This window comes from Paracnuella aquatica (assembly GCF_003332885.2).
In the GTDB taxonomy this organism is placed as follows: domain Bacteria; phylum Bacteroidota; class Bacteroidia; order Chitinophagales; family Chitinophagaceae; genus Flavisolibacter; species Flavisolibacter aquaticus.
The window spans coordinates 1-19,304 of the sequence record NZ_QOWJ01000023.1; the positions used below are offsets into that span (position 1 = coordinate 1).

General features: G+C 46.5%; 19 protein-coding genes. 3 read left to right on the forward strand and 16 right to left on the reverse strand.

What is annotated here, in order from left to right; genetic code table 11:
- Window positions 1-124 precede the first annotated feature (124 nt).
- Entirely contained in the window at window positions 125-535 is a 411-nt protein-coding gene (locus tag DRJ53_RS20330) for a helix-turn-helix domain-containing protein (protein ID WP_114237515.1), read from the reverse strand.
- A 231-nt stretch (window positions 536-766) separates the two neighbouring features.
- On the opposite strand from DRJ53_RS20330, the gene DRJ53_RS20335 reads away from it, so the two are divergent.
- The 3 genes from DRJ53_RS20335 (at window position 767) to DRJ53_RS20345 (ending at window position 2,654) form a co-directional block, all read left to right on the forward strand.
- The gene (locus DRJ53_RS20335; protein WP_114237516.1) at window positions 767-1,294 is read left to right on the forward strand and encodes a hypothetical protein; all 528 of its coding nucleotides are present in this window, start codon (window positions 767-769) and stop codon (window positions 1,292-1,294) included.
- 199 nt (window positions 1,295-1,493) lie between these two features.
- Window positions 1,494-1,799, forward strand: coding sequence for a hypothetical protein (locus tag DRJ53_RS20340; protein WP_114237517.1), 306 nt, complete (start codon window positions 1,494-1,496; stop codon window positions 1,797-1,799).
- Between the two features lie 213 nt (window positions 1,800-2,012).
- Window positions 2,013-2,654 carry a SpaA isopeptide-forming pilin-related protein gene (locus tag DRJ53_RS20345; RefSeq protein ID WP_123893736.1) on the forward strand — a complete coding sequence of 214 codons (642 nt, stop codon included), beginning with the start codon at window positions 2,013-2,015 and terminating at the stop codon, window positions 2,652-2,654.
- Window positions 2,655-4,204: 1,550 nt separating this feature from the next.
- Here DRJ53_RS20345 and DRJ53_RS20350 read toward each other — a convergent pair.
- The 15 genes from DRJ53_RS20350 to DRJ53_RS20420 all read right to left on the reverse strand — a co-directional run.
- Window positions 4,205-4,654, reverse strand: a complete 450-nt coding sequence (locus DRJ53_RS20350) for a beta-barrel domain-containing protein (RefSeq protein WP_123893738.1) — start codon at window positions 4,652-4,654, stop codon at window positions 4,205-4,207.
- Window positions 4,655-4,660: 6 nt separating this feature from the next.
- Window positions 4,661-5,374, reverse strand: a complete 714-nt coding sequence (locus tag DRJ53_RS20355; protein ID WP_114237520.1) for a hypothetical protein — start codon at window positions 5,372-5,374, stop codon at window positions 4,661-4,663.
- Window positions 5,375-5,559: 185 nt separating this feature from the next.
- Window positions 5,560-6,078: a helix-turn-helix domain-containing protein gene (locus DRJ53_RS20360; RefSeq protein WP_206609849.1), complete on the reverse strand. Its 519-nt coding sequence runs from the start codon at window positions 6,076-6,078 to the stop codon at window positions 5,560-5,562.
- Between the two features lie 57 nt (window positions 6,079-6,135).
- Window positions 6,136-6,897, reverse strand: a complete 762-nt coding sequence (locus DRJ53_RS20365) for a PepSY domain-containing protein (protein ID WP_114237522.1) — start codon at window positions 6,895-6,897, stop codon at window positions 6,136-6,138.
- An 11-nt stretch (window positions 6,898-6,908) separates the two neighbouring features.
- Complete coding sequence (locus tag DRJ53_RS20370) at window positions 6,909-7,982, reverse strand: class I fructose-bisphosphate aldolase (RefSeq protein WP_114237523.1); 1,074 nt, start codon at window positions 7,980-7,982, stop codon at window positions 6,909-6,911.
- 119 nt (window positions 7,983-8,101) lie between these two features.
- Complete coding sequence (locus tag DRJ53_RS20375) at window positions 8,102-9,160, reverse strand: sialidase/neuraminidase family protein (RefSeq protein ID WP_123893740.1); 1,059 nt, start codon at window positions 9,158-9,160, stop codon at window positions 8,102-8,104.
- Window positions 9,161-9,170: 10 nt separating this feature from the next.
- Window positions 9,171-11,270, reverse strand: coding sequence for a copper-translocating P-type ATPase (locus DRJ53_RS20380; RefSeq protein ID WP_114237525.1), 2,100 nt, complete (start codon window positions 11,268-11,270; stop codon window positions 9,171-9,173).
- Window positions 11,271-11,350: 80 nt separating this feature from the next.
- A complete protein-coding gene (locus DRJ53_RS20385) occupies window positions 11,351-12,031 on the reverse strand; it encodes a class I SAM-dependent methyltransferase (RefSeq protein WP_114237526.1) in 681 nt (226 codons plus the stop codon).
- A 102-nt stretch (window positions 12,032-12,133) separates the two neighbouring features.
- The gene (locus tag DRJ53_RS20390) at window positions 12,134-12,778 is read right to left on the reverse strand and encodes a DUF2911 domain-containing protein (RefSeq protein WP_114237527.1); all 645 of its coding nucleotides are present in this window, start codon (window positions 12,776-12,778) and stop codon (window positions 12,134-12,136) included.
- Complete coding sequence (locus DRJ53_RS20395) at window positions 12,750-13,349, reverse strand: DUF3347 domain-containing protein (RefSeq protein WP_114237528.1); 600 nt, start codon at window positions 13,347-13,349, stop codon at window positions 12,750-12,752. Before DRJ53_RS20395 ends, DRJ53_RS20390 begins: the two co-directional genes overlap by 29 nt.
- A gap of 16 nt (window positions 13,350-13,365) precedes the next feature.
- Window positions 13,366-14,574 (reverse strand): efflux RND transporter periplasmic adaptor subunit, encoded by a 1,209-nt coding sequence (locus DRJ53_RS20400; protein ID WP_114237529.1) that lies wholly within the window; start codon window positions 14,572-14,574, stop codon window positions 13,366-13,368.
- Complete coding sequence (locus tag DRJ53_RS20405) at window positions 14,574-15,914, reverse strand: heavy metal-binding domain-containing protein (RefSeq protein WP_114237530.1); 1,341 nt, start codon at window positions 15,912-15,914, stop codon at window positions 14,574-14,576. The genes DRJ53_RS20400 and DRJ53_RS20405 overlap by 1 nt, the downstream gene beginning before the upstream one ends.
- Window positions 15,892-17,142, reverse strand: coding sequence for a TolC family protein (locus DRJ53_RS20410; RefSeq protein ID WP_206609851.1), 1,251 nt, complete (start codon window positions 17,140-17,142; stop codon window positions 15,892-15,894). The genes DRJ53_RS20405 and DRJ53_RS20410 overlap by 23 nt, the downstream gene beginning before the upstream one ends.
- Window positions 17,126-19,060: an efflux RND transporter permease subunit gene (locus DRJ53_RS20415; protein WP_114237531.1), complete on the reverse strand. Its 1,935-nt coding sequence runs from the start codon at window positions 19,058-19,060 to the stop codon at window positions 17,126-17,128. Before DRJ53_RS20415 ends, DRJ53_RS20410 begins: the two co-directional genes overlap by 17 nt.
- Before the next feature lie 4 nt (window positions 19,061-19,064).
- The coding region (locus DRJ53_RS20420; protein ID WP_206609852.1) for a hypothetical protein at window positions 19,065-19,304 on the reverse strand (240 nt) is incomplete at its 5' end.

Below are 19,304 nucleotides of genomic sequence, written 5' to 3' on the forward strand. Positions count from 1 at the left end.
AAATAATTTTTTCACTGCCCACATCCCTCAAAAAAACAGGCCTCCTCGCCAGCAAAAAGGTGGGTCAGTTTGCTCCGGCCTGAATGGGTCACCTTGACCGGCTTATGCAATAAAGACTCGATGTTTATCTTTTTTGCTCCAAAAGGGTCTTGTACAGCTCTACTTTCTCCCGCTCGCTTTGCAGTAGTTGCTCATAAAGCTCGACGATCTTTTCCACGGGGTTGAACTGGTAGTTTACTACATGAAACGTGTTTACAGAATTATCATGGTTGTTGTGAATGCTGTTGATATTGTTAAAGAGCGCCTCTTCGTTGAAGTTTCGGATTGCCTCTATGCTTACACCAAGTACTTCAGCCACCTTTTGCAGGCGTTCATCATCCACCTCCGCGCTTTTTTCCATGCGGGAGACCGCCTGCTGCGATACGCCTAGTGCTTTTGCCAGGTGGTCTTGCTTGATGCCGCGCAGCTCCCGGATGCGCTCAATGTTTTGGCCCAGGTGAGGGTTCCTCTTTGCGGTGGTAGTAACTTCTTCCATAACTAGATTGCACAAATGTAATTAAAAGCGCTATGCCCCTTTTAATTCCGGCAGCTTGGTAAAATACAATCAATCGGGCGTAAAACATAAAGCCCCACTTTTGTAGCCTTAGCTTCTTCCCCGCTACTTTTGTGCCCATTACCCCTACGTCCGGTTGTTCTTTCTGAGGTCCCCAAAACTATAAACCCTCCCATTCAAAGCTTATCGAACACTTAAATCAGAAAGAACGTCATGAAAGCGCTTACCACAACTAGGCCCTCGAAGGCTACAGCACCACAAGACACCTTACGGCTGCTGCTCGAACAAATAGAGGGCCAGTGTGCTGCCTGGGGCATTTTCCCCTTCTATGGCCTCATTGGTGAAGAAGACCCCATTATGGCTGTATGGTCAAAAGATGATCCCGAGGAAGGGGACTGGCAAGCCTTCCTGCAGCTCTTCCGGGCTACGGGCGCTAAAATCCTGCACCTTTCCACTTTTCCCTACACTGTACCCGAGGAAAGAACAGCAGCCTTTTTGGAGCAGGCCCTTCCCCAAATGAACAAAGAGGACCGGCAGGAGTTTTTAGCTGCCCATGCCCATTTGAAGCACCGGGTAGGCCATCTTGCAGCACTGGATCTAATCTTTTTACATGAAGGCACCTACTACCGCTATGAGGTGCTCAGTGAGTGGTACAGTGCCTTTATGCTGGTAAGCAGCAATATTGCGAATTTTAACCCCGGTGAAGAAGCGTGGGATGAAGACGATGGTGATGAGGAGTAGCGCTAAAAATGGTATACAAATTAAAGCGGACGAAGCGGGCAAACGAGGGTATGCCTGCAGTAATCCTGTATCAGAGGGCTACAAGGGCTAAATGCTGACCCGAAATGCTGATATATACAATGCCCCCTGGAACTACCTATTCGGGAAGGATGGTTAATCGATTTTTTATTTTACAAAATAGATAAACCCTAGTAACATCATGATAGATGAAGATCAGTACAAAGAGGCGCTGCAGGTTATTGAACTATATGAGCAGCAGCAACGCCAAAGGCTTGTAAAAGCCCGCACCTGCATATGCTGCAGGACTGCAATTGTCAGCCCCTCTGGCACCCTGCCCAAGGTTGATGAACAGGAAAAAGGCATGTGGGAAGGTGGCGCAGTAGCCAGTGTAGCACCAGGCTATGGCAGTAGGCATGACGGAGAGCGGTTTTATATTTCCCTTTGTGATGAATGCATCGAAAAAGCAAGTGAAGAGGGCTTGGCAGCACGCATATCCCATGACTAAAATGTTCTTTTGCCCATAACCAAGCTACTTTTAGCGGATCCTGGAACAGCAGGGTGCATTTTTGATCCTGCAGGCCGAGGGTTAGCAGCAGGGGCATTGGTTAAACACAAGGTTGGCTGTTGTAAGATACAAGGGGCAAAGCTTGGCTCATCCATAGCATGGCTCATAGCTTTGCCCCTGTATTTTTTTACAATCAAAAAAATCTCCAACCCCATGAAACAACTGCGCCAAAACGGCTGCCATGCACTGTGGACAAAAAAGCTCCACACATTATTGATCCTTTCCTTTGCCCTTGCCCTTTTTAGCTGCTCCAAAGAAGGAACCCCTGCTCCAGCGGCCGTAACTTCGCTCAAAATCACAGTTAAGGAGGGCTTCCTGCCCCTTTCGGGCGCTACAGTAAGACTTTACCTCAGCCAGGAAGATCTGCTCAATGCAACAGGTCAGGTAGGCAGCACCAAGATTACAGATGCAAAGGGAGAGGTTACCTTTACGGACCTATCACCACTGAAATACTACTGGAAAGTGGATGCCGGTTGCAAAAGCAACATAAATAGTGAGGTGACTTCAACTGCTGCATTGAGCAGGGGCCTCACCAATACAGCCACTGTACAGGTAGCTCCAACCGGCACACTTAGGGTGGTAAATAACACTTCCAACCCTTATGACGTTTACGCTAATGGCATTTTGGTAATCGACGACTTGCCTGGGGGTACTAGCCGCAGTCTGTTGAGTGCACCCACTGGGAACTGGAACATACGGGTAGTGCAACAAAGCGGATACCTTTTCTCTCCAACCGAGCGTACCTTTACAGGCACACTACTCTGTGGGGCGACACTCACCGCCACGATTCCTTAAGGCAACCAAACAGGGCTACAGCCCATCTCTCAGTGGGTGAACTACCTACGCATTTATCGCTCTTCTAAAAAATGACCCAAGACAACCTACGAGCAGTAAAAGCCTTCAATTCTTGCAACAAAGAGAAAAGGTTTTTCGATCCTATTCCACACACAAAATCCTGCCGGAGTAATATTACTCCGGCAGGATTGTTTTTTGTATTTATCAGGTTGAATAAATATAATGTTGAAGTAATAACTCCCAAATTCATGAAATATAATTGGACGAGTTGAGTGTGGTTGGAAGTAAGCTCTAGAGCTTAAAAGAATTCCAGTTCATTTTTGTAAAGCAGAGCATTTCCGACGCGGTCATTCTAAAAGCGCCGTGACTTAATTGTTTGCAGATATGTAAAGTGACCTAGCCCTCAGAACCGAACATTGGAACACTGAAGAACATGTCAATATTTCACATCTTAAAACAATGGAGGTTCCAAAGTGAAAAATTTACATTCATAGAGACACAGACCTGGCTTGTCCGCAAGCAAGCGGAAACGGGCACCCGGACCTGGTGAAGTCTGTCCTTAGATGGGCATTCCTGACTACTATGTTCTAAAACTGGAAGATGAAATTTGGCGGTGCTTGTTCTTCTGAACTACCAAAATTCTGAAACCTGAAAGAAAAAAACTTCAAACTACCATAGGTTGAAACGGATGTAATTCCAAATATGCAGATGCCGTGAAAAGTGCAAAAAAGTCCCTGAAGTTCCGTTAGCTAAACCGAGCCTACAGCTCGACAAAAGAGCATCGTCAGGGTTCCGAAATTAAGATCCGAAAAGTTACCTGTTTTCATATTCTCGGGCACTTTAGACATCCCGGCGTAAATACCGGCCACTCCAAAAGCTTATCAAGAGATTTTCGCTAAGGGTAATGCCAAAGATGTGCAATAACTTTTGCAGCTGTAATATGAACCAGTATTCGGAAAAAGAAATTAAACGGTCAACGGACAAGTAGCTCCTAGCACTCAGGCATTAAACTTACAGCTAGGCAAAATTACCAATCAAAATGTTGTGATTTCTGTTAGATCTTTTACTAAAAAGTTCGAACCACCGTCAGTCCTTTCCACGATATAATGCCGGAGTAATATTACTCCGGCATTATTATTTAAGAGCTTTTATCATGTCTGCAGTATATCATTTGTAATAAATAATTCACGTTTTACCTGACAAGTATTTCCTTGAATTTGATAAGGGCTCTAACAGAGTTTCTGCCCCCTATTGGCATAAAATTCCTTTTATCTCTTGGCATTAAGTCCACGTTTAGGTAAAGGTTTACAAACACTAATACGATGCTTCCATCCAACAAAGAAGGGTTACAGCATATTTCTCGCACTACCCACGCTATCTACCAAAAGTTTTCTCTTTTTCTAATCTGCGAAGGTTCTATTTTGCCGCATAAACAATCCTATGAATAAAGTTTTTATATAAAACTCATATTTTTTATAAAAAAAATTGAAACACTTTTACAAGTCTCTTACGTAAACAAATAACTTTAATGTTGCTATTTATGCTTCTTATCACATCTTCAAAACATTCCGTATTTCGCCCACCAGCCGCTCCAACAGCTTTCTGTCATCAGTTAGCACTTCAGCACTCGCCGAAAGCCCGTTTTTAAAATAAAGTGCTCGGCCATAATTAGTGTGCAATCCTTTAGGCAAGCCTACCCGCAGTCGGAAGCTATCTTGCCGCACAGGCATTGGGGAGATGTGTTCCACTACTCCCTTCAGGGTGCCAAATTCGGCACTGGGGTAGCCATCTACTTTTAACAGCACGGGTTGACCATTTTTAATTTTACCAATGCCGTTTTGCCCCACCATCAATTCGCCATAATACCGGCTTTCGTCCGGCGCAATGTAAAATAGCTCCTGGCCGACGGCAACAAATTGCGCTTCCTGCACAGGCGACAAAAAAATCACTTTCCCGCTTTCCGGTGCCTGCACCACATACTGCTGCATCCATTCTTCCACAGCGCTTTACAAGCGCAGCAAGGCGGCACTGAACTTTAACCGTTGGTCGGCAGTAAGCTTATCCAGCTCCAGTAGCTCCTTTTGTTTGCTGGCCAAGGAAAAAGCGCTGTTCACTTCCTGGGCCTGTAGCTGGCGAAGGCCGCTTTCCTTTGCCAGCAGCCTGCTCCGTTCTTCGTTCAACTCAAGGGGTGCAATTACTTTATCCTTGAAAAGCGAGGTTTTTGCATCGAATGTTATCTGCTGCAGATTATAGTCTTGTTCTGAAATGCCTCGTTGTTGCCCCGTGTTTTGCTGCAATTCTTTCAAAAAAGCCAAGTCTTTGTACAATGCAGCCCTTTTTTGCGTATAATACCCCGAAGCCAACAATTGCACCGTTTCGGCTAGCACCAGGCCAAATTCCTGATACTGTGGCTGCAGCTCTCCTAAGTTCGAAAATTGCTGCGGTGGCCCTTTGCGTAAGAGCGCATCGCTATGCTTGCCACCAACGTGTATTAACGCCTGCAACCATTGCAGCAGGCCAATGACTTGGCGGTGCTGCGCCGTGCTGTGCAGGTAAGCCAAGTGCGCTCCTTTTACTACCTGTTGCTCGTTATGCACCAACAGCTGCACTAAGCTACCTTCGGTTTTTGCCGTTACTAGCTTTGGCGCATTCAGCGCCACCAGTTTGGCCCGGCCCCTCACTACATCGGGGTAGCTGACAAAAGCCGCAAGCAACACCAAACAGCAAATTAATACAAAGAAAAATGAAACAGATTGAGGTGGTAATATTATAACAACAGAAGCCGTTTTACTGATTGACATTACCAATAATTCTGTTGAACAAGTTAAGGTGTCAATGAGTTAAAAGCCGCGACAGTTGAGATGTCGCGGCTTGATAATAATACGTTGCTTTGCTCTTTTGAAAACTACAATTGATCAATTGGTTTTCGATCTAGCTCGGTTTGGTTCTTGTAAGCCGTTGGGGATATACCAAACATCTGTTTGAACTGCTTGGAGAGATATTGCACACTACGATATCCAAGCTGCATAGCAATTTCATTTAAATTGAGTTCGCCATAGGCGAGCAACTCTTTAGCCTTTTCGAGCTTCAACAATATAAAGTAATGCTCGATGGATTTCCCCTCCTGTTCAGAAAATGTTTTACTCAATAAAGAGTAATCTTTATTTATATCTTTTGTCAGGTATTCTTTGAACTTAAAACGGTCATTGAGCTGATTTTGCTCCATGGCCTGAATTAGGAGAGACTTGATCTGGGTCACTAACTTTTCCTTATTGCTGTGCAGGAGGAAAAATCCAATTTCCTCCAATCTTTGCTCAAGTTGGTAAAGAGTGCTTTCATCAAGTGAGTTGGAACATTCTGCCCAGCCTAAGCCTACGCCGTCGTGTGAAACACTCAATTCATCTAGCACTCTTTCAACTGCCATGATGCACCTGGGGCAAACCATGTTTTTAATATAAAGCTTCATCTATAAAACCTTAATTCAATCAATGAGAAATTGAGTAGGTGACCGCCCGGGAGCTTTTTTCCGTTTGCTTTTTTTCCTGCTCATCCAGAACAGCATGAAACCGGAAATAATCGTTAGCAGACCAAAAATGGAAAAAGCCCTTAGCAGCCAGTTGTTGATATTATCCCTTCCTTTGTAATCCATCGTATGCAACATCCATAGGAAATCAAACATGCGCCACTTATTGTTCCTGAAGGACTCCACCTTTCCAAATTCAGCTGAAACATACACGGTGGTGTTTGTCGGATGATCAAATGTTACTGCCCAGGCAGGCAAGGGTTTTTCCCGGTATTCATGATGGTTGTTGATGGATTCCAGATATTCAATATTTTGAACTTTGGAGTTGCCATTGAAACTCGCAGCCGCAAGCCGTATTGCTTCTTCCCTACCAATGGCCGCCCGGATTTTGCCGGTTCCTGCATCTGCCAGCACCTTTTTCAGTTTGCCATTTGAATAGTAGCTGAGGGTGTAATAGGGTTTGGTCAGTATATTGACCAACTGGAATGAATGGATAGAATCAACATCGGACAACTGATGCAGCAAGCTGTCGGGTGACTCCAAATGCGTTTTACCAGTTAGGCGAGGAGGTTGGCGGTGTTGCAGGTCACCATGAACCTCATCGATGTTCACCCAGCTGAAGTAAAGCCCACCAATCGTCCACAACAGAAACTGGACACCCAGAACTACTCCAAGGTACCGATGGGCTTTACGGGTGTAATAGTGCTTGCTTTTGGCCATGGAATGCTACTTTATGCGATATCGATTTCTTTGGTTAGATAAACATCCTGTATGGCTTGCAGCAGTGCTACGCCCTCGGCAAAGGGCCGCTGAAAGGCCTTGCGGCCAGAAATAAGACCCATGCCCCCGGCCCGCTTGTTAATGACGGCAGTACGTAAAGCTTCTTTAGTATCAGATTGCCCGCTGGATGCACCTCCTGAATTGATCAAACCTATTCTGCCGTTATAACAGTTCAACACCTGGTAACGACACAGGTCTATCGGGTGCTCGGAAGTCAAATCGCTGTACATCCGTTTGCCCAGCTTGCCATAGCTGCTGCTACCCATATTTAGGGCTTGGTAGCCGCCATTATTTTCAGGCAGCTTTTGTTTGATTATATCTGCCTGCAGGGTAACACCCAGATGGTTAGCCTGACCGGTGAGGTCGGCTGATACATGATAGTCTATGCCTCCAGTCTTAAAAGCATCATTGCGCAGGTAACACCAAAGAATTGTGGCCATGCCCAGGCGGTGGGCCTCTTCAAAAGCTTTTGCCACTTCGATGATTTGGCGGCCTGCATTATCAGATCCAAAATATATCGTGGCACCTACGGCAACGGCGCCTAGGTTCCAGGCATCTCGAACTGAGCCAAACATGATCTGGTCATATTTATTGGGATATGTCAGCAGTTCATTGTGATTGATCTTGACAATGAACGGGATCTTGTGGGCATATTTACGGGAAAGTAAAGCAAGCCCACCAAAGGTGGTCGCCACTGCATTGCATCCACCTTCCATGGCCAGACGGATGATGTTTTCCGGGTCAAAATACAATGGGTTGGATGCAAAAGAAGCCCCTGCGCTGTGTTCAATGCCCTGATCAATCGGTAGGATGGATAGATACCCTGAACCAGCAAGCCTTCCCGTGCCAAACAATTGAGCAAGGCTTCGGAGGGTCTGTGGGTTGCGGTTAGAAAGAGCGAAACTCTGATCTATATAGTCAGGTGCTGGTAGGTGGAGGTGTTCCTTCTGAATGGCTTTACTCTTGTAAGTAAGCAAAGATTCGGCTTCATCTCCGAGTATGTCTTTAATTTTAGTGAGGCTCATAGTTGTTGTTTTAGAAGTTAATAGCGGGTTGCTTCAAACAGGTTGCATCGATCATTAACAGATCCCAACCTTAAAAACTATTTCAATAATGTCCTCTCAAACACTGTAGACCCGGTTGATCAAATGGTAACCACAGCTTTCAATATTTGACCTTCCTTTTCCCACACACAAACCACTTTTTCTTCGTCTGTGGCCTGGAGTGCGGGCAATTGGCCCTTGCCCAAATTTATTTTGCTGCCATCTGGTTTCCTCACCACTACATCACCACCTTCAACCCAGGCATAAACCGTTTTATCCTTTACGGCTTCAATTGTACAGCTTCTGCCAGCTCCTATTTCTTGCTCTGCCGCTCCCAGTTGCGTAGCAAAGATTTTATCCTGTCTGCGCCATACCGTTTGTACGTTATCTTTTGGATCGATCATTAAACCGCCACCATCCATTGGGCAGCCATCAAGTTTCCAATTGCCTAGGCCCAGCTTTTCGGCTCTTTGAAAGGTTTGCCCCCCATCAAAGGACTGAATCAGGTATAAATTCCGGTTTCCACCCACCCAGTTGCGAAACATTACTGCTATGTGATTGCCTTGCACTGCAACCGAAGGCTTACAACACTCGCATACATGACCATCGGGGGAAGTGTAGATCATTTTGTTTTTTGACCAATGCCTGCCACCATCCACTGACTGCGCGCCATAGATATTATTTTGCCCCTGACGGAGGTCAAGCCAAACGGCGAACAATCCTTGCTTACCATTGCTGCCAAGTGCTAGTAATCCTTCTTTTGCAACGGTATCCAGATCATTGACCCGACCTGATTTTTTCCATCTTTCTGAACCTTTCTTCTGGTATGAAAGCAAATTGCCTTGTTGCGTAGCTGCCACAATACAAACCCCGTTTTCAGTAGCTGAGATTTGCGGCCCCCTCATGGCAAAGGAAAAAAGCTGCGGCACGGTATCAACCAATTCCGGTTCGCAAAAAGTAGTTCCCCCATTTTTGGAAAAGGCATAAAGGATGCTGTCCCCTTTGCCAAATACAAGATGCAGGGTGTTGTGGTTATCCTTTACCACCTGGGGAACACTGCCACTACCGACAACTTCAACATCAGGAATGCTGACTTTGTGATTGCTGAAGGATACAAAGGATATAAGGGCTGCAACGAGTGAAATACTTGTTTTTACCATTGATCTTCTATTATGTGGTTTGAAACTGTCGTTTAAGTAACTGGGCATTGAATGCAACGATAATTGTGCTTAGACTCATCAGCACAGCACCCATGGCAGGGCTCAATACAAAACGGGGATATAAAACTCCGGCTGCAAGTGGAATGGCTATAATGTTATAACCGACAGCCCAGAATAAGTTCTGGATCATCTTACGGTATGTTGCCCTTCCAAATGAAATCATATTCACTACATCCACAGGGTCGCTGTTTACCAGGATGATATCCGCAGTTTCAGCAGCTACATCGGTTCCGCTGCCCACTGCGATACCTACATCAGCCTGGGCAAGGGCCGGGGCATCATTTACCCCATCGCCGGTCATGGCCACCACTTCGCCCTTGTCCTGGAATTCTTTGAGCTTCTCCTGCTTTTGGTGGGGCAGCACGTTTGCTAGGTAACCATCCATATTCAGCCTAGTTGCAACCGAGGCTGCAATCTGTTCATTATCGCCGGTAAGCAGAAATGAACGGATGTTCATGCTTTTGAGCTTAGCGATGGCTTCCGCAGCGTTTTCTCTAATAGAATCTGCAAGGGTGATGATCCCGGCTACTGTGCCATTGATAAGTACGAAGCTTACAGTTTCCGTATTCTGGTCCACGCTAGCTGGTATCGATGGCAAGGGCTTACCTTCTCTTTTAAAATAGTTCGGTCCTGCAGCTATTACTTGTTTTCCTTGAACCACAGCGCTTACCCCCACTCCTTGCCAGTACTGGAAGTTTTCTGAAGACCACAACGGCAGCCCTTTCTCTTTAAGCTTTCGGATCATACCGCGAGCTATGTAATGCTCGGAGTTTTTTTGTGCAGCAGCAGCATACTGCAGTACAGAATCTTCAGATAAGTTGCTGTCAACCGGGATTACTTTTTGTACTTCATGGGAGCCTTTGGTAAGCGTGCCGGTCTTGTCAAAAATGATGGTGGTGAGCTTGCGGGCATTTTCAAAGGCAGTACGGTTACGGATCAGCAAGCCACTAACTGCAGCCCTTGTAGTTGAAATAGCCACAACCAACGGAATGGCTACCCCAAGAGCATGTGGACAGGAGGTTACCATTACAGTCACCAAACGCTCAAGTGCTGCGGCTAAATCCTTTTCCACACCATACCAGTAAATGAACGTGGCGACGCCAATCACTATGGAAATGATCGTGAGCCACCCGGCTACCCTGTCGGCGAGGTTTTGTGTATTGGACTTTGCGCCTTGTGCTGTTTGAACCAGATTAATGACCTTATTGAGATAACTGTCCTCACCAGCGCCAGTAACGACGGCTTTCAGTGAGCCATCACCGTTTAGTGAACCTGCAATAAGCTTTGCGTCCTTTTCTTTTTTTACCGGCACGCTTTCGCCGGTCAGCATGCTTTCATTGACATAGGAGGCCCCATCCAGAACCAATGCATCCGCTGGGATCTTTTCACCAGGCTTGATCACGATTACATCCTTATTCCTGAGATGTTTAAGGTCAATATCTGAAACGACACCTTCACGCTCTATATGTACCTTGGAAGGCAGCAGGGCAACAAGTGATTCCAGAGCATTGGATGCTGCCATTTGGGAGCGCATTTCCAGCCAGTGGCCCAGCAACATGATATCGATCAAAGTAGCTAACTCCCAAAAGAAGTCCATGCCCTCAAGGCCAAAAGCGACAGCAACGCTGTACACATAAGCCACCGTAATGGCCAGGGCCACCAAGGTCATCATACCGATCTTACGGTGCTTGATTTCTTGTACCATTCCGATCAGGAAAGGAGACCCACCATAGAAGTATATAACGGTTCCGAGGGCGAGCAATACGTACCTGTCACCAGAAAAAGAGATATGAAACCCGAACCAATGCTGAATCATTTGGGAAAGCAGCAGCACCGGGATTGTGAGCACCAGGCAAACCCAAAAACGCTTGAGAAAATCTTCGGTTTGGTGGCCGGCATGTTTATCATGCATACCTCCTTCGGCGGCCCTCCCCTCCTCCATGCTATGATGGCTATGCACAGGACTTTTTCGGGAAGGATCACTGGAAACATCCTGCGGTTTTTCTTTGTTTTCATGGTGATGACCATGGTGATGATGTTCGTGGTTCATATAGTATGTTTTTAATAACAATCACTCAGGCGGTCCTTCCGTTTACCCATCACAGCACTTTTCCTTAGGACACATTTAGTTCATATGTAGTAGAACCTGTTTTTTGTTTTCGGCCGATATGCGGTATAATACCGGAACGTTCCGAAAAGGGTTTCCAGTTGATCGTTTTCTAAAAGCATTTTAAATCCAACTCGCTCTACCAAAGAGGGTAAGCTTCCTTTTACATTATCCTCAGTTGTTTTGAACCCATCAAGGATTTGAACGAGATAGAATTTCCACCTGCTCTTCCTATTAGCAGGTAGCCCCCAATCAGCGAGAATGAACCTGCCGCCCGGTTTTAATACACGAAATATTTCAAGAAGCGCTTCCTTTTTCAAGTCACTGTCTAAGTGGTGGAACACCAAGGAACTAAATACACAATCAAAGTGGCTGTTGCCAAAAGGAAGCTTTTGACCATTATAGGACATTAGCTCTACTTCCCTAAAAAGAGCTTGTTTTTTACGTGCAACCTTCAATATTCTTTCATCGCTGTCAATGCCAATCCATTTTGATTTTGGGCCTCTGACAGAGCCAATGGCTAGGTTTTGTCCCGATCCACAACCGAATTCTAAAATGAGTTCTCCTTCCTTAGGGGAAATAAGATCCATTAACTTTTTCCTTATAAGTCTTTCAGGTAAAGTGGCTGCAATAGCTGCATCATACCACTTGGTGAAGACATGATAGCTCAATGCTGGTTTATATTTAGAACCGGTCGAAGTCATAGATGTTTGAAATAATTTTCATTCAGCTTGCCTTAGCCCTCGGCTTGTCGCTTACAGTATCACATTCAGATGGTATAATCAACGGAACCTCAAGGTGGGCAACTATTGTACTGTAATGGGTACGGTGACTTTCACCTTTTCCCACGCAACAGAAAGACTTCCCTTCTTGTTGCCTGATGGGTCAATAAAATACTGAAGCCGTTCCAGGTGGCCGGTTTTTTGGGGCTTCACCGGCACACGAACAACATCGTCTTTGCTATCATACTCGGAAGCAAGGTGCTGCTGCCAGTGCTTGTTGATGATAAAGACCCATTGTTTTTCACCAGGAATGGTAAAAAGTGCATACTTACCGGCAGGCACATTTTGTCCGTTTACCAATACGTCTTTGTTAAACTCCAGGGTAGTAGCATCGTGAGCACCTGTTACCCACACTTCGTCAAAAGGCACAAGCCCTCCCCATATAATCCTTCTCCGTACCCCAGGTGAGTGATAGCTGATCGTAAATTGGGCATCCCCGATTTTACCTTCAGCCACAGATTTGATACTTTTCTTTGTTGTGTCCTTTACCTGGTTCGGATTGTAGCAAACCTCGCTTGATTGTTGTGCATGAGTACTCAAAACAGAAAGGAATAAAGCGGCAAAAAGTAGTCCTTTGACCATATTTTTTATTTTCATATCATTCGTATTTAGCCTGTTTTCTTTGGACAAGGTTTTCTGGTTATTTAATGGTTTCTTTAACTTCTCCACAGGTAAGCATCTCGTCGCCGAAATAGGGATTTTCAATTTTCTTTTCGGAACTCAACCAGGAGGCCCCTTTGTCATTCAAGGCCATTGGGCAATACTCTAGGTACAGTTCACCGCTGCTCAATCCGGATTGCTTCACCATGGCGATCATATCATTGCTCAGGGAAGAAAAGGCAGTGCGCTGTGCTTTAAGATCGGAAGCAGCAGTAATTTTTGCAGCAGTAGCCGCAATGGAAGTGCCCCCTTGCATTTCTTTAGCTCCAGCTTCAACAGCATTACTCGCGATTTTTGCTTCTGCAATGTCGCCTTTGGTCAGGGCGGTGCGTAGATGAATGTAATGCTGGTACACCGCATGCAGGTTATCATCTTTGATTCTGACATTCTGAGGCTGCACTGGTACTGTTAATGGATTTTCTGTTGCAGCATGATTATGTCCATCATGGCTTTCGTTTTTGGCTTCACGATTTTCATTACTGCCGCAGGCGGTAATAAGCATAAAAACTGCAGCAACAGGCAGCGTCCATTTACTGTCGATTCTCATTTTGTTTTTGTATTTGATTATAGATGTTTTCATAAAAGCTGATGGATTATTAGGCTTCTGCAATTGGATTCTTGCCTTTTTTCAATATAAACTCGCTGTACAACAGGTAGGCCCCTGTTATGACGACTTTGTCACCGGCCTCAAGCCCGCTAGTGATCTCCACCTGGTTAGGTGTTTCCATACCGGTGGTTACCTTACGTGGCACGTATTTCCCTTTTTCTTCTTCAATCCAAACATGCATTCCCTTCTCCTCGCGTATAACAGCATCTACGGGCAAGGTCAGCGTATCGCCTTTACTTTTTGAGGGCAATAAAACAAATGCCTGCAAGCCGGGTTGCCATTGATGATTCGGATTTGGAATGGTGCCCCTGATCTGCGTTACCTGGCTGCCGGTTTGTAAAGCTGGTGAAATCAATTGAATGGTCATGTTTTGCGGCTGATCTTCCCAACCAGGAATAACCACTTTCACTTTTTGTCCCACCTTTACATTACCAGTTTCAGATGGATAGACATCTGCTTCCACCCACAGGTTCTGGTAATTTTCCAGGCGCATGATCGTACCACCCTCCCCTATGTACCCGCCTTCCGTTACAGAAAGTTCAGCCACGACACCACTAATTGGGGCAGCATAAGTGACATAAGGATTGGTTTTCTGACTAGTTATGATCTGGCGGAGCTGCGCCTCCGTCATGTCATACAACAGTAGCTTTTGGCGGGAGGCCTGAAAGATCTGCTGAAATTGTTTATCACCGGGAAACTGTGCCGCCTGTGCTGACGCAACCAGGTATTCCTGCTGCAAGGTTGCCAGTTGTTCAGAATAGATTTTATATAGTGGCTGGCCCGCACTTACGGGTACTCCTGTTTCTTTTACAAAAAGCACCTCTATTCGTCCGGGCACCCGGCTGGAAATGTATTCTGTTGCTTCGGGATTAATGGCCAGCCGTCCATTCAGCTGGGTAAAGTTGGAAAGCTCCCCAGCGCCGATAGTAGTAGTTGTAATATTAGCAAGCGCCTGCTGGCTTTCACTTAATTGCAGCGACTCGTCAGGATTGTTTTTATCAAAGGGCACGAGGTCCATACCACAAATGGGGCAGGTTCCCGGCTCGTTGCGTACAATTTGCGGGTGCATCGGGCAGGTATAGGTTTGCTTCTTGGCTGTTGCAGCTGCCCCCTTTGCTTTCTCCTCACATGCCGACAAAATAACTGACGGCACCAAAAGGGAAAAAGCTATGCCTTTTATAAATTGCTTTCGTTGCATTAGGGTTCTTGATTTGTTGAATTCAATTTGATAAAGCTTTCACTGTCCACTAAATAGGCCGCACTTTTGGCAATGTTCCATCCACCCACACTGTCTTCAATTTGTACCATGCCTTGTACCGCCAATCCGGTTTGTACTGTCCTGGGAACAAATACATCTCCCTCTTTTTTGAAAACAACGCTTTGACTGCCAACCTGAAGAACAGCACTCTGGGGCAGCCACCAGCCCCTGTTTACAATAGGAATATTGGCTGTCAGTAGTTGTCCCACCTGAAAACGGGCATCATTGAGATACACACGGGCAAGGGTAAAATTGTTGCCTTCACGAAAAGTAGGTTGCACCAGTCCAATCTTTCCGGTGTAAACATCTTCTGGATTGGCAGTCTTACGGAACACCAGCTTTTGCCCTCTTTTAATTTGTGCGGCTAAAGCGGGATTAAAGGAAAATTCGGCTACCAAAGCGGTGTTGCTGTATACGTTGAAAAGGGATTGACCAGCGTTCACATACTGTCCTTCACGAAGTAGCACAGGGGTTGCTTGCACCGAATTGGATGTCGAAGCAGAAGTACCAGATGATGTACTACCACCAGCAGACATGCCCCCCATCCCATCTCCGCCAGCAGAAACAGCTGCTGCAGGTGTTGAAGGTACCGGCACGGCAGCAGCTGTCCTTTCTAGTATATAACCACTAACAGGACTGTAAACCGGCACACGGTATAAAATCTTCCCGGTTTTTAGCACCTGTTGTATTTGTCCCGGCTGCATCCCTAATAACAACAGGCGTTGCTTGGCTTTCTCCAAAAGATCCGGGCTACCCGCTCTTTGGGAAATAAACACTAATTCTCTTTGTGCTGCTGCCAGATCAGGGGAATAGACCTCCATGATCAATTGTCCCTTTGAGACCGACTGGTAATTGTATTTAACCAGTAAGCGTTCAATGCGTCCATTAACCCGGCTGGCGATGCTGCTGTTGCGCCGGGTGTCATAGGTAATAGCCCCTTGAACTTCCACTGAGTGGATGCGGGTGCCACTTTCGGGCTGTATGATTGGCGTAGCAGCAACCACTTGTTCATTAACGGGTTTTAACAGGTGCAGTAGGCTGCTGTCGATGGCTGCACCATGCGACGAATTTTGTTTTGGCACCAGATCCATTCCGCAAAGTGGGCATTTGCCTGGACTGTCTTTAACGACCTGTGGATGCATGGGGCAGGTATATTGCTGCACCTGTTCATGCTTGTGGGCCGTGTCATTCTTTTGCCCTTCTAAATTATCACATCCAGCCAGTACCAATGACCCTGCCAATACCAGCAGGCCTAGACTAGCGATAAAATTCTTTTTCATAATCTATGATCATTTGATACAGTTTTAATTTCTCATCCAACAAGTCCATCTGCATCATGTTCAGGGCATCCCAGGTCTGGATGACCAACGGCAGCTGCACTTTGTTTTCGCGATAGTTCAGCACATTGGCATCCAGTGCATTTTGCAGGGATGGGATTACCTTGGTTTCCATGGACCGGATGCGCTGTTGCATGGAAGCAATCTCCGCCTGCATGCCATAGAGCATGCCCTGACTTTCCTGTAGCATGGCATCCCGCTCTTTCTCCATTGCATGTATGTTGTACTCCATTGCCTTAATATCGGACTTGTACATTTTAGAGGACCAGGGTGCTATAGGAATAGAAATCATCCCCATTACACTATAGGACTTTGGCATGGCTGCATCGAATGGTAACATCTGGTCGTACTGGATCTTGAAATCAGGTTTTCTTTGCTGCCGCATAGCAGCGATGTTCAGTTCCATGGAACGGATGCTTTGATTCATACGCAACACATCGGCGCGGGCAGCAGCAAGCGAAGCGGTGTCAAATTGCGCGGTCACAAATCGGGGTTCTTGCACCGTATCAATTCCGAACTTTTGATTGCCGGGCCGGTTCATCAGCCCGTTCAACACCGCACGGGCCCGGCCGATAGTGCCTTCCTGCATCCGGATCATGTTTAGGTTTTCTTCCAGCCGTGCGGAGGCCTGAAACACGCTGCTTAACTGTGATTGGTTATAGGGATAGCGTACCTCCTCGACCTTTTTCATCATTTCCATGACCTCAACATTGCGCTGCAACACCTTTACACGCTGGCTGGCGATCAACCAGGCATAATACTGGCTTTTGGCCAAGGCCTTTAAATTATTGAATGCTTCCTCGCGAGCTGCCAGCTCTATTGGGGCCTGTGATTCGATGTATCGTTTTTTGGCCTTCAGCTTACCCCCGGAGGGTATTTCCTGTTCCAGGCGCAACATTAGGCTGCCGGCATCGCTGGGCTGCATTTTCATTTGACCAGGTAAAGGAGTCATGAATGTTCCCACGCCTACCATTGGTGGCATCCATGCTGTGGCGGCATCTGCAGTGTACGCATAGCTTTTTGCCTTCAGGCCATAGGATTGCAGCTGGATATTGCTTTGATTGATCTGGTCCAGAATTTCATTGAGTGACAGAACCGAATCTTGCTGGCTGAATGCCTGCAAAGGCAGCAGACAGGCCACCACAGCCCACTTTTTAATGATGCACATCATAAACCTCCAGTTTTCCATGTTTTCTTAATTCGTATTCTTTTGCCATTAAAAATATGAGTGGTGTTACCAGCAGAATGTGGGTAGACGAAGTCAGCACCCCACCGATCATCGGCAGCACAATCGGCTTCATCACATCAGTACCAACACCCGTTGCCCACAGTACAGGAACCAGTCCAAATAGGGAGACACAAACGGTCATCAGCTTAGGACGCAGGCGCTTGGCAGCACCGGCAATAACGTATTCCCTTAAATCTTCTTTGGTGATCGTTTCTTTTGAATTTCCTTTTAGTTTGATCAATTGTTGCATGGCATCGTTCAGGTAAATCACCATGACAATACCTGTTTCCACGGCAATCCCAAATAGGGCAATAAAGCCGACTGCAACGGCAACCGATAAGTTTACACCCCAGAAATAGATGATATAGGCACCACCGATAAGGGCAAAAGGAACGGTGATGAGGCTAAGGAAGGCTTCCCGGATGGAGTGAAAAGCGAAATAAAGGGAGAAGAAAATAATGATCAGCACAATGGGCGCAATCCACATCAGGGTCTGCTGTCCACGGATGAGGTTTTCATATTGCCCGCTCCATTCTAAAAAGTATCCTTCGGGAAGTACTCCACGCTGGCTATTGATCTTCTGGATGGCCTCTTCCACCGTACTTCCCAAGTCCCGTTCACGAACATTGAAAAGGACGGCACCACGCAATAAGGCACTCTCAGAGTTGATCATGGGCGGTCCATCTTCAAAGCGGACATCAGCTACTGCTGAAAGCGGCACTTCACCGAAGGTGGGCGACTGTATTGGTATACGGCGGATGCTTTCCACACTGTTGCGGTACTCCTGTGCCAAACGGGTGCTGATGGAAAAACGCTGCCGTCCTTCAATGGTGGTGCCGATGGTGGCACCGCCAAGGGCTGTTTCCACGGTTTGGTTTACGTCATCCACATTCAACCCATAGCGACTGAGTTCCGCTCTTCTTACATCAATGGACAGGTACTTGCCCCCGGTGATTGGCTCCACGTACAGATCAGCAATGCCGGGGGTGCCTTCCAGAGCTGCCTTTACCCGTTCTGAAACAGCCGCCAGCGTATCCAGGTTCTGGCCATATACTTTCACACCTACATCGGTGCGGATGCCGGTGGCCAGCATGTTGATCCTGTTGATGATCGGCTGTGTCCAGCCATTCACCACGCCTGGAATTTGTAATTTTTGGTCCAGCTCATTGATGATGTCTGTTTTGGTGATGCCTTCCCGCCACTGGCTCTTGGGCTTCAGCATAATGATCGTTTCAATCATGCTGATGGGCGAGTTATCAGTGGCCGTACTGGCACGACCTGCCTTACCCAGCACTTTATCCACTTCAGGAACCGACTTGATAATCTTATCCTGTACCTGCAGGATTCGCTTCGCCTCGGCATTGGAAATATCTGGCAGGGTCACGGGCATGAACAAAATGCTTTGTTCATCCAACGGCGGCATGAACTCCGTGCCCAAGCTTCTTAACAGCGGAATGGAAATCAGTAAGGCGATGATGTTGATCGCCAGAGTGGTCTTCCGCCATTTGAGTACGCCTTTGATAATGGGCGTGTAGATCCGTTCCAAAAATCGGTTTACCGGATTGGCATTGTCGGGGCGGAACTTTCCTTTCATGAAAAATGAAATGAGTACGGGTGCCAGCGTGATCACTAGCAAGGCATCCACAATCATGATAAAGGTCTTGGTAAAGGCAACCGGGTGAAACATTTTACCTTCCTGGCCTGTAAGCATAAACACCGGCAGAAAAGAGGTAATAATGATAACGGTAGCAAAGAAGACCCCGCGGGAGACCTGCTTGCTGGACTTCTCAATGACCTGGAGCCTTTCTTCTTCTGATATCCAGGGCTCCGGTTTGCGGAATATATTTTTAAGCCATTTCATGGTCTTATACAATTTTACTTTTCTTGTTTTTCTCCCAAATAGCATAGCGCTCCGCCAGGTGTTTGTAGGCATTCTCGCTCATGATGATGCCATTGTCCACAATGACGCCAATCGCAAGGGCAATCCCCGTAAGGTGCATACGCCGGTCAAATTGATCCAGGTTGGCCGGTTTAATGTGACCCGGTTTGGCCGGAGCAAATTGATCCAGGCTGGCCGGAACAAACTGACCCACCTGGTGCACTGA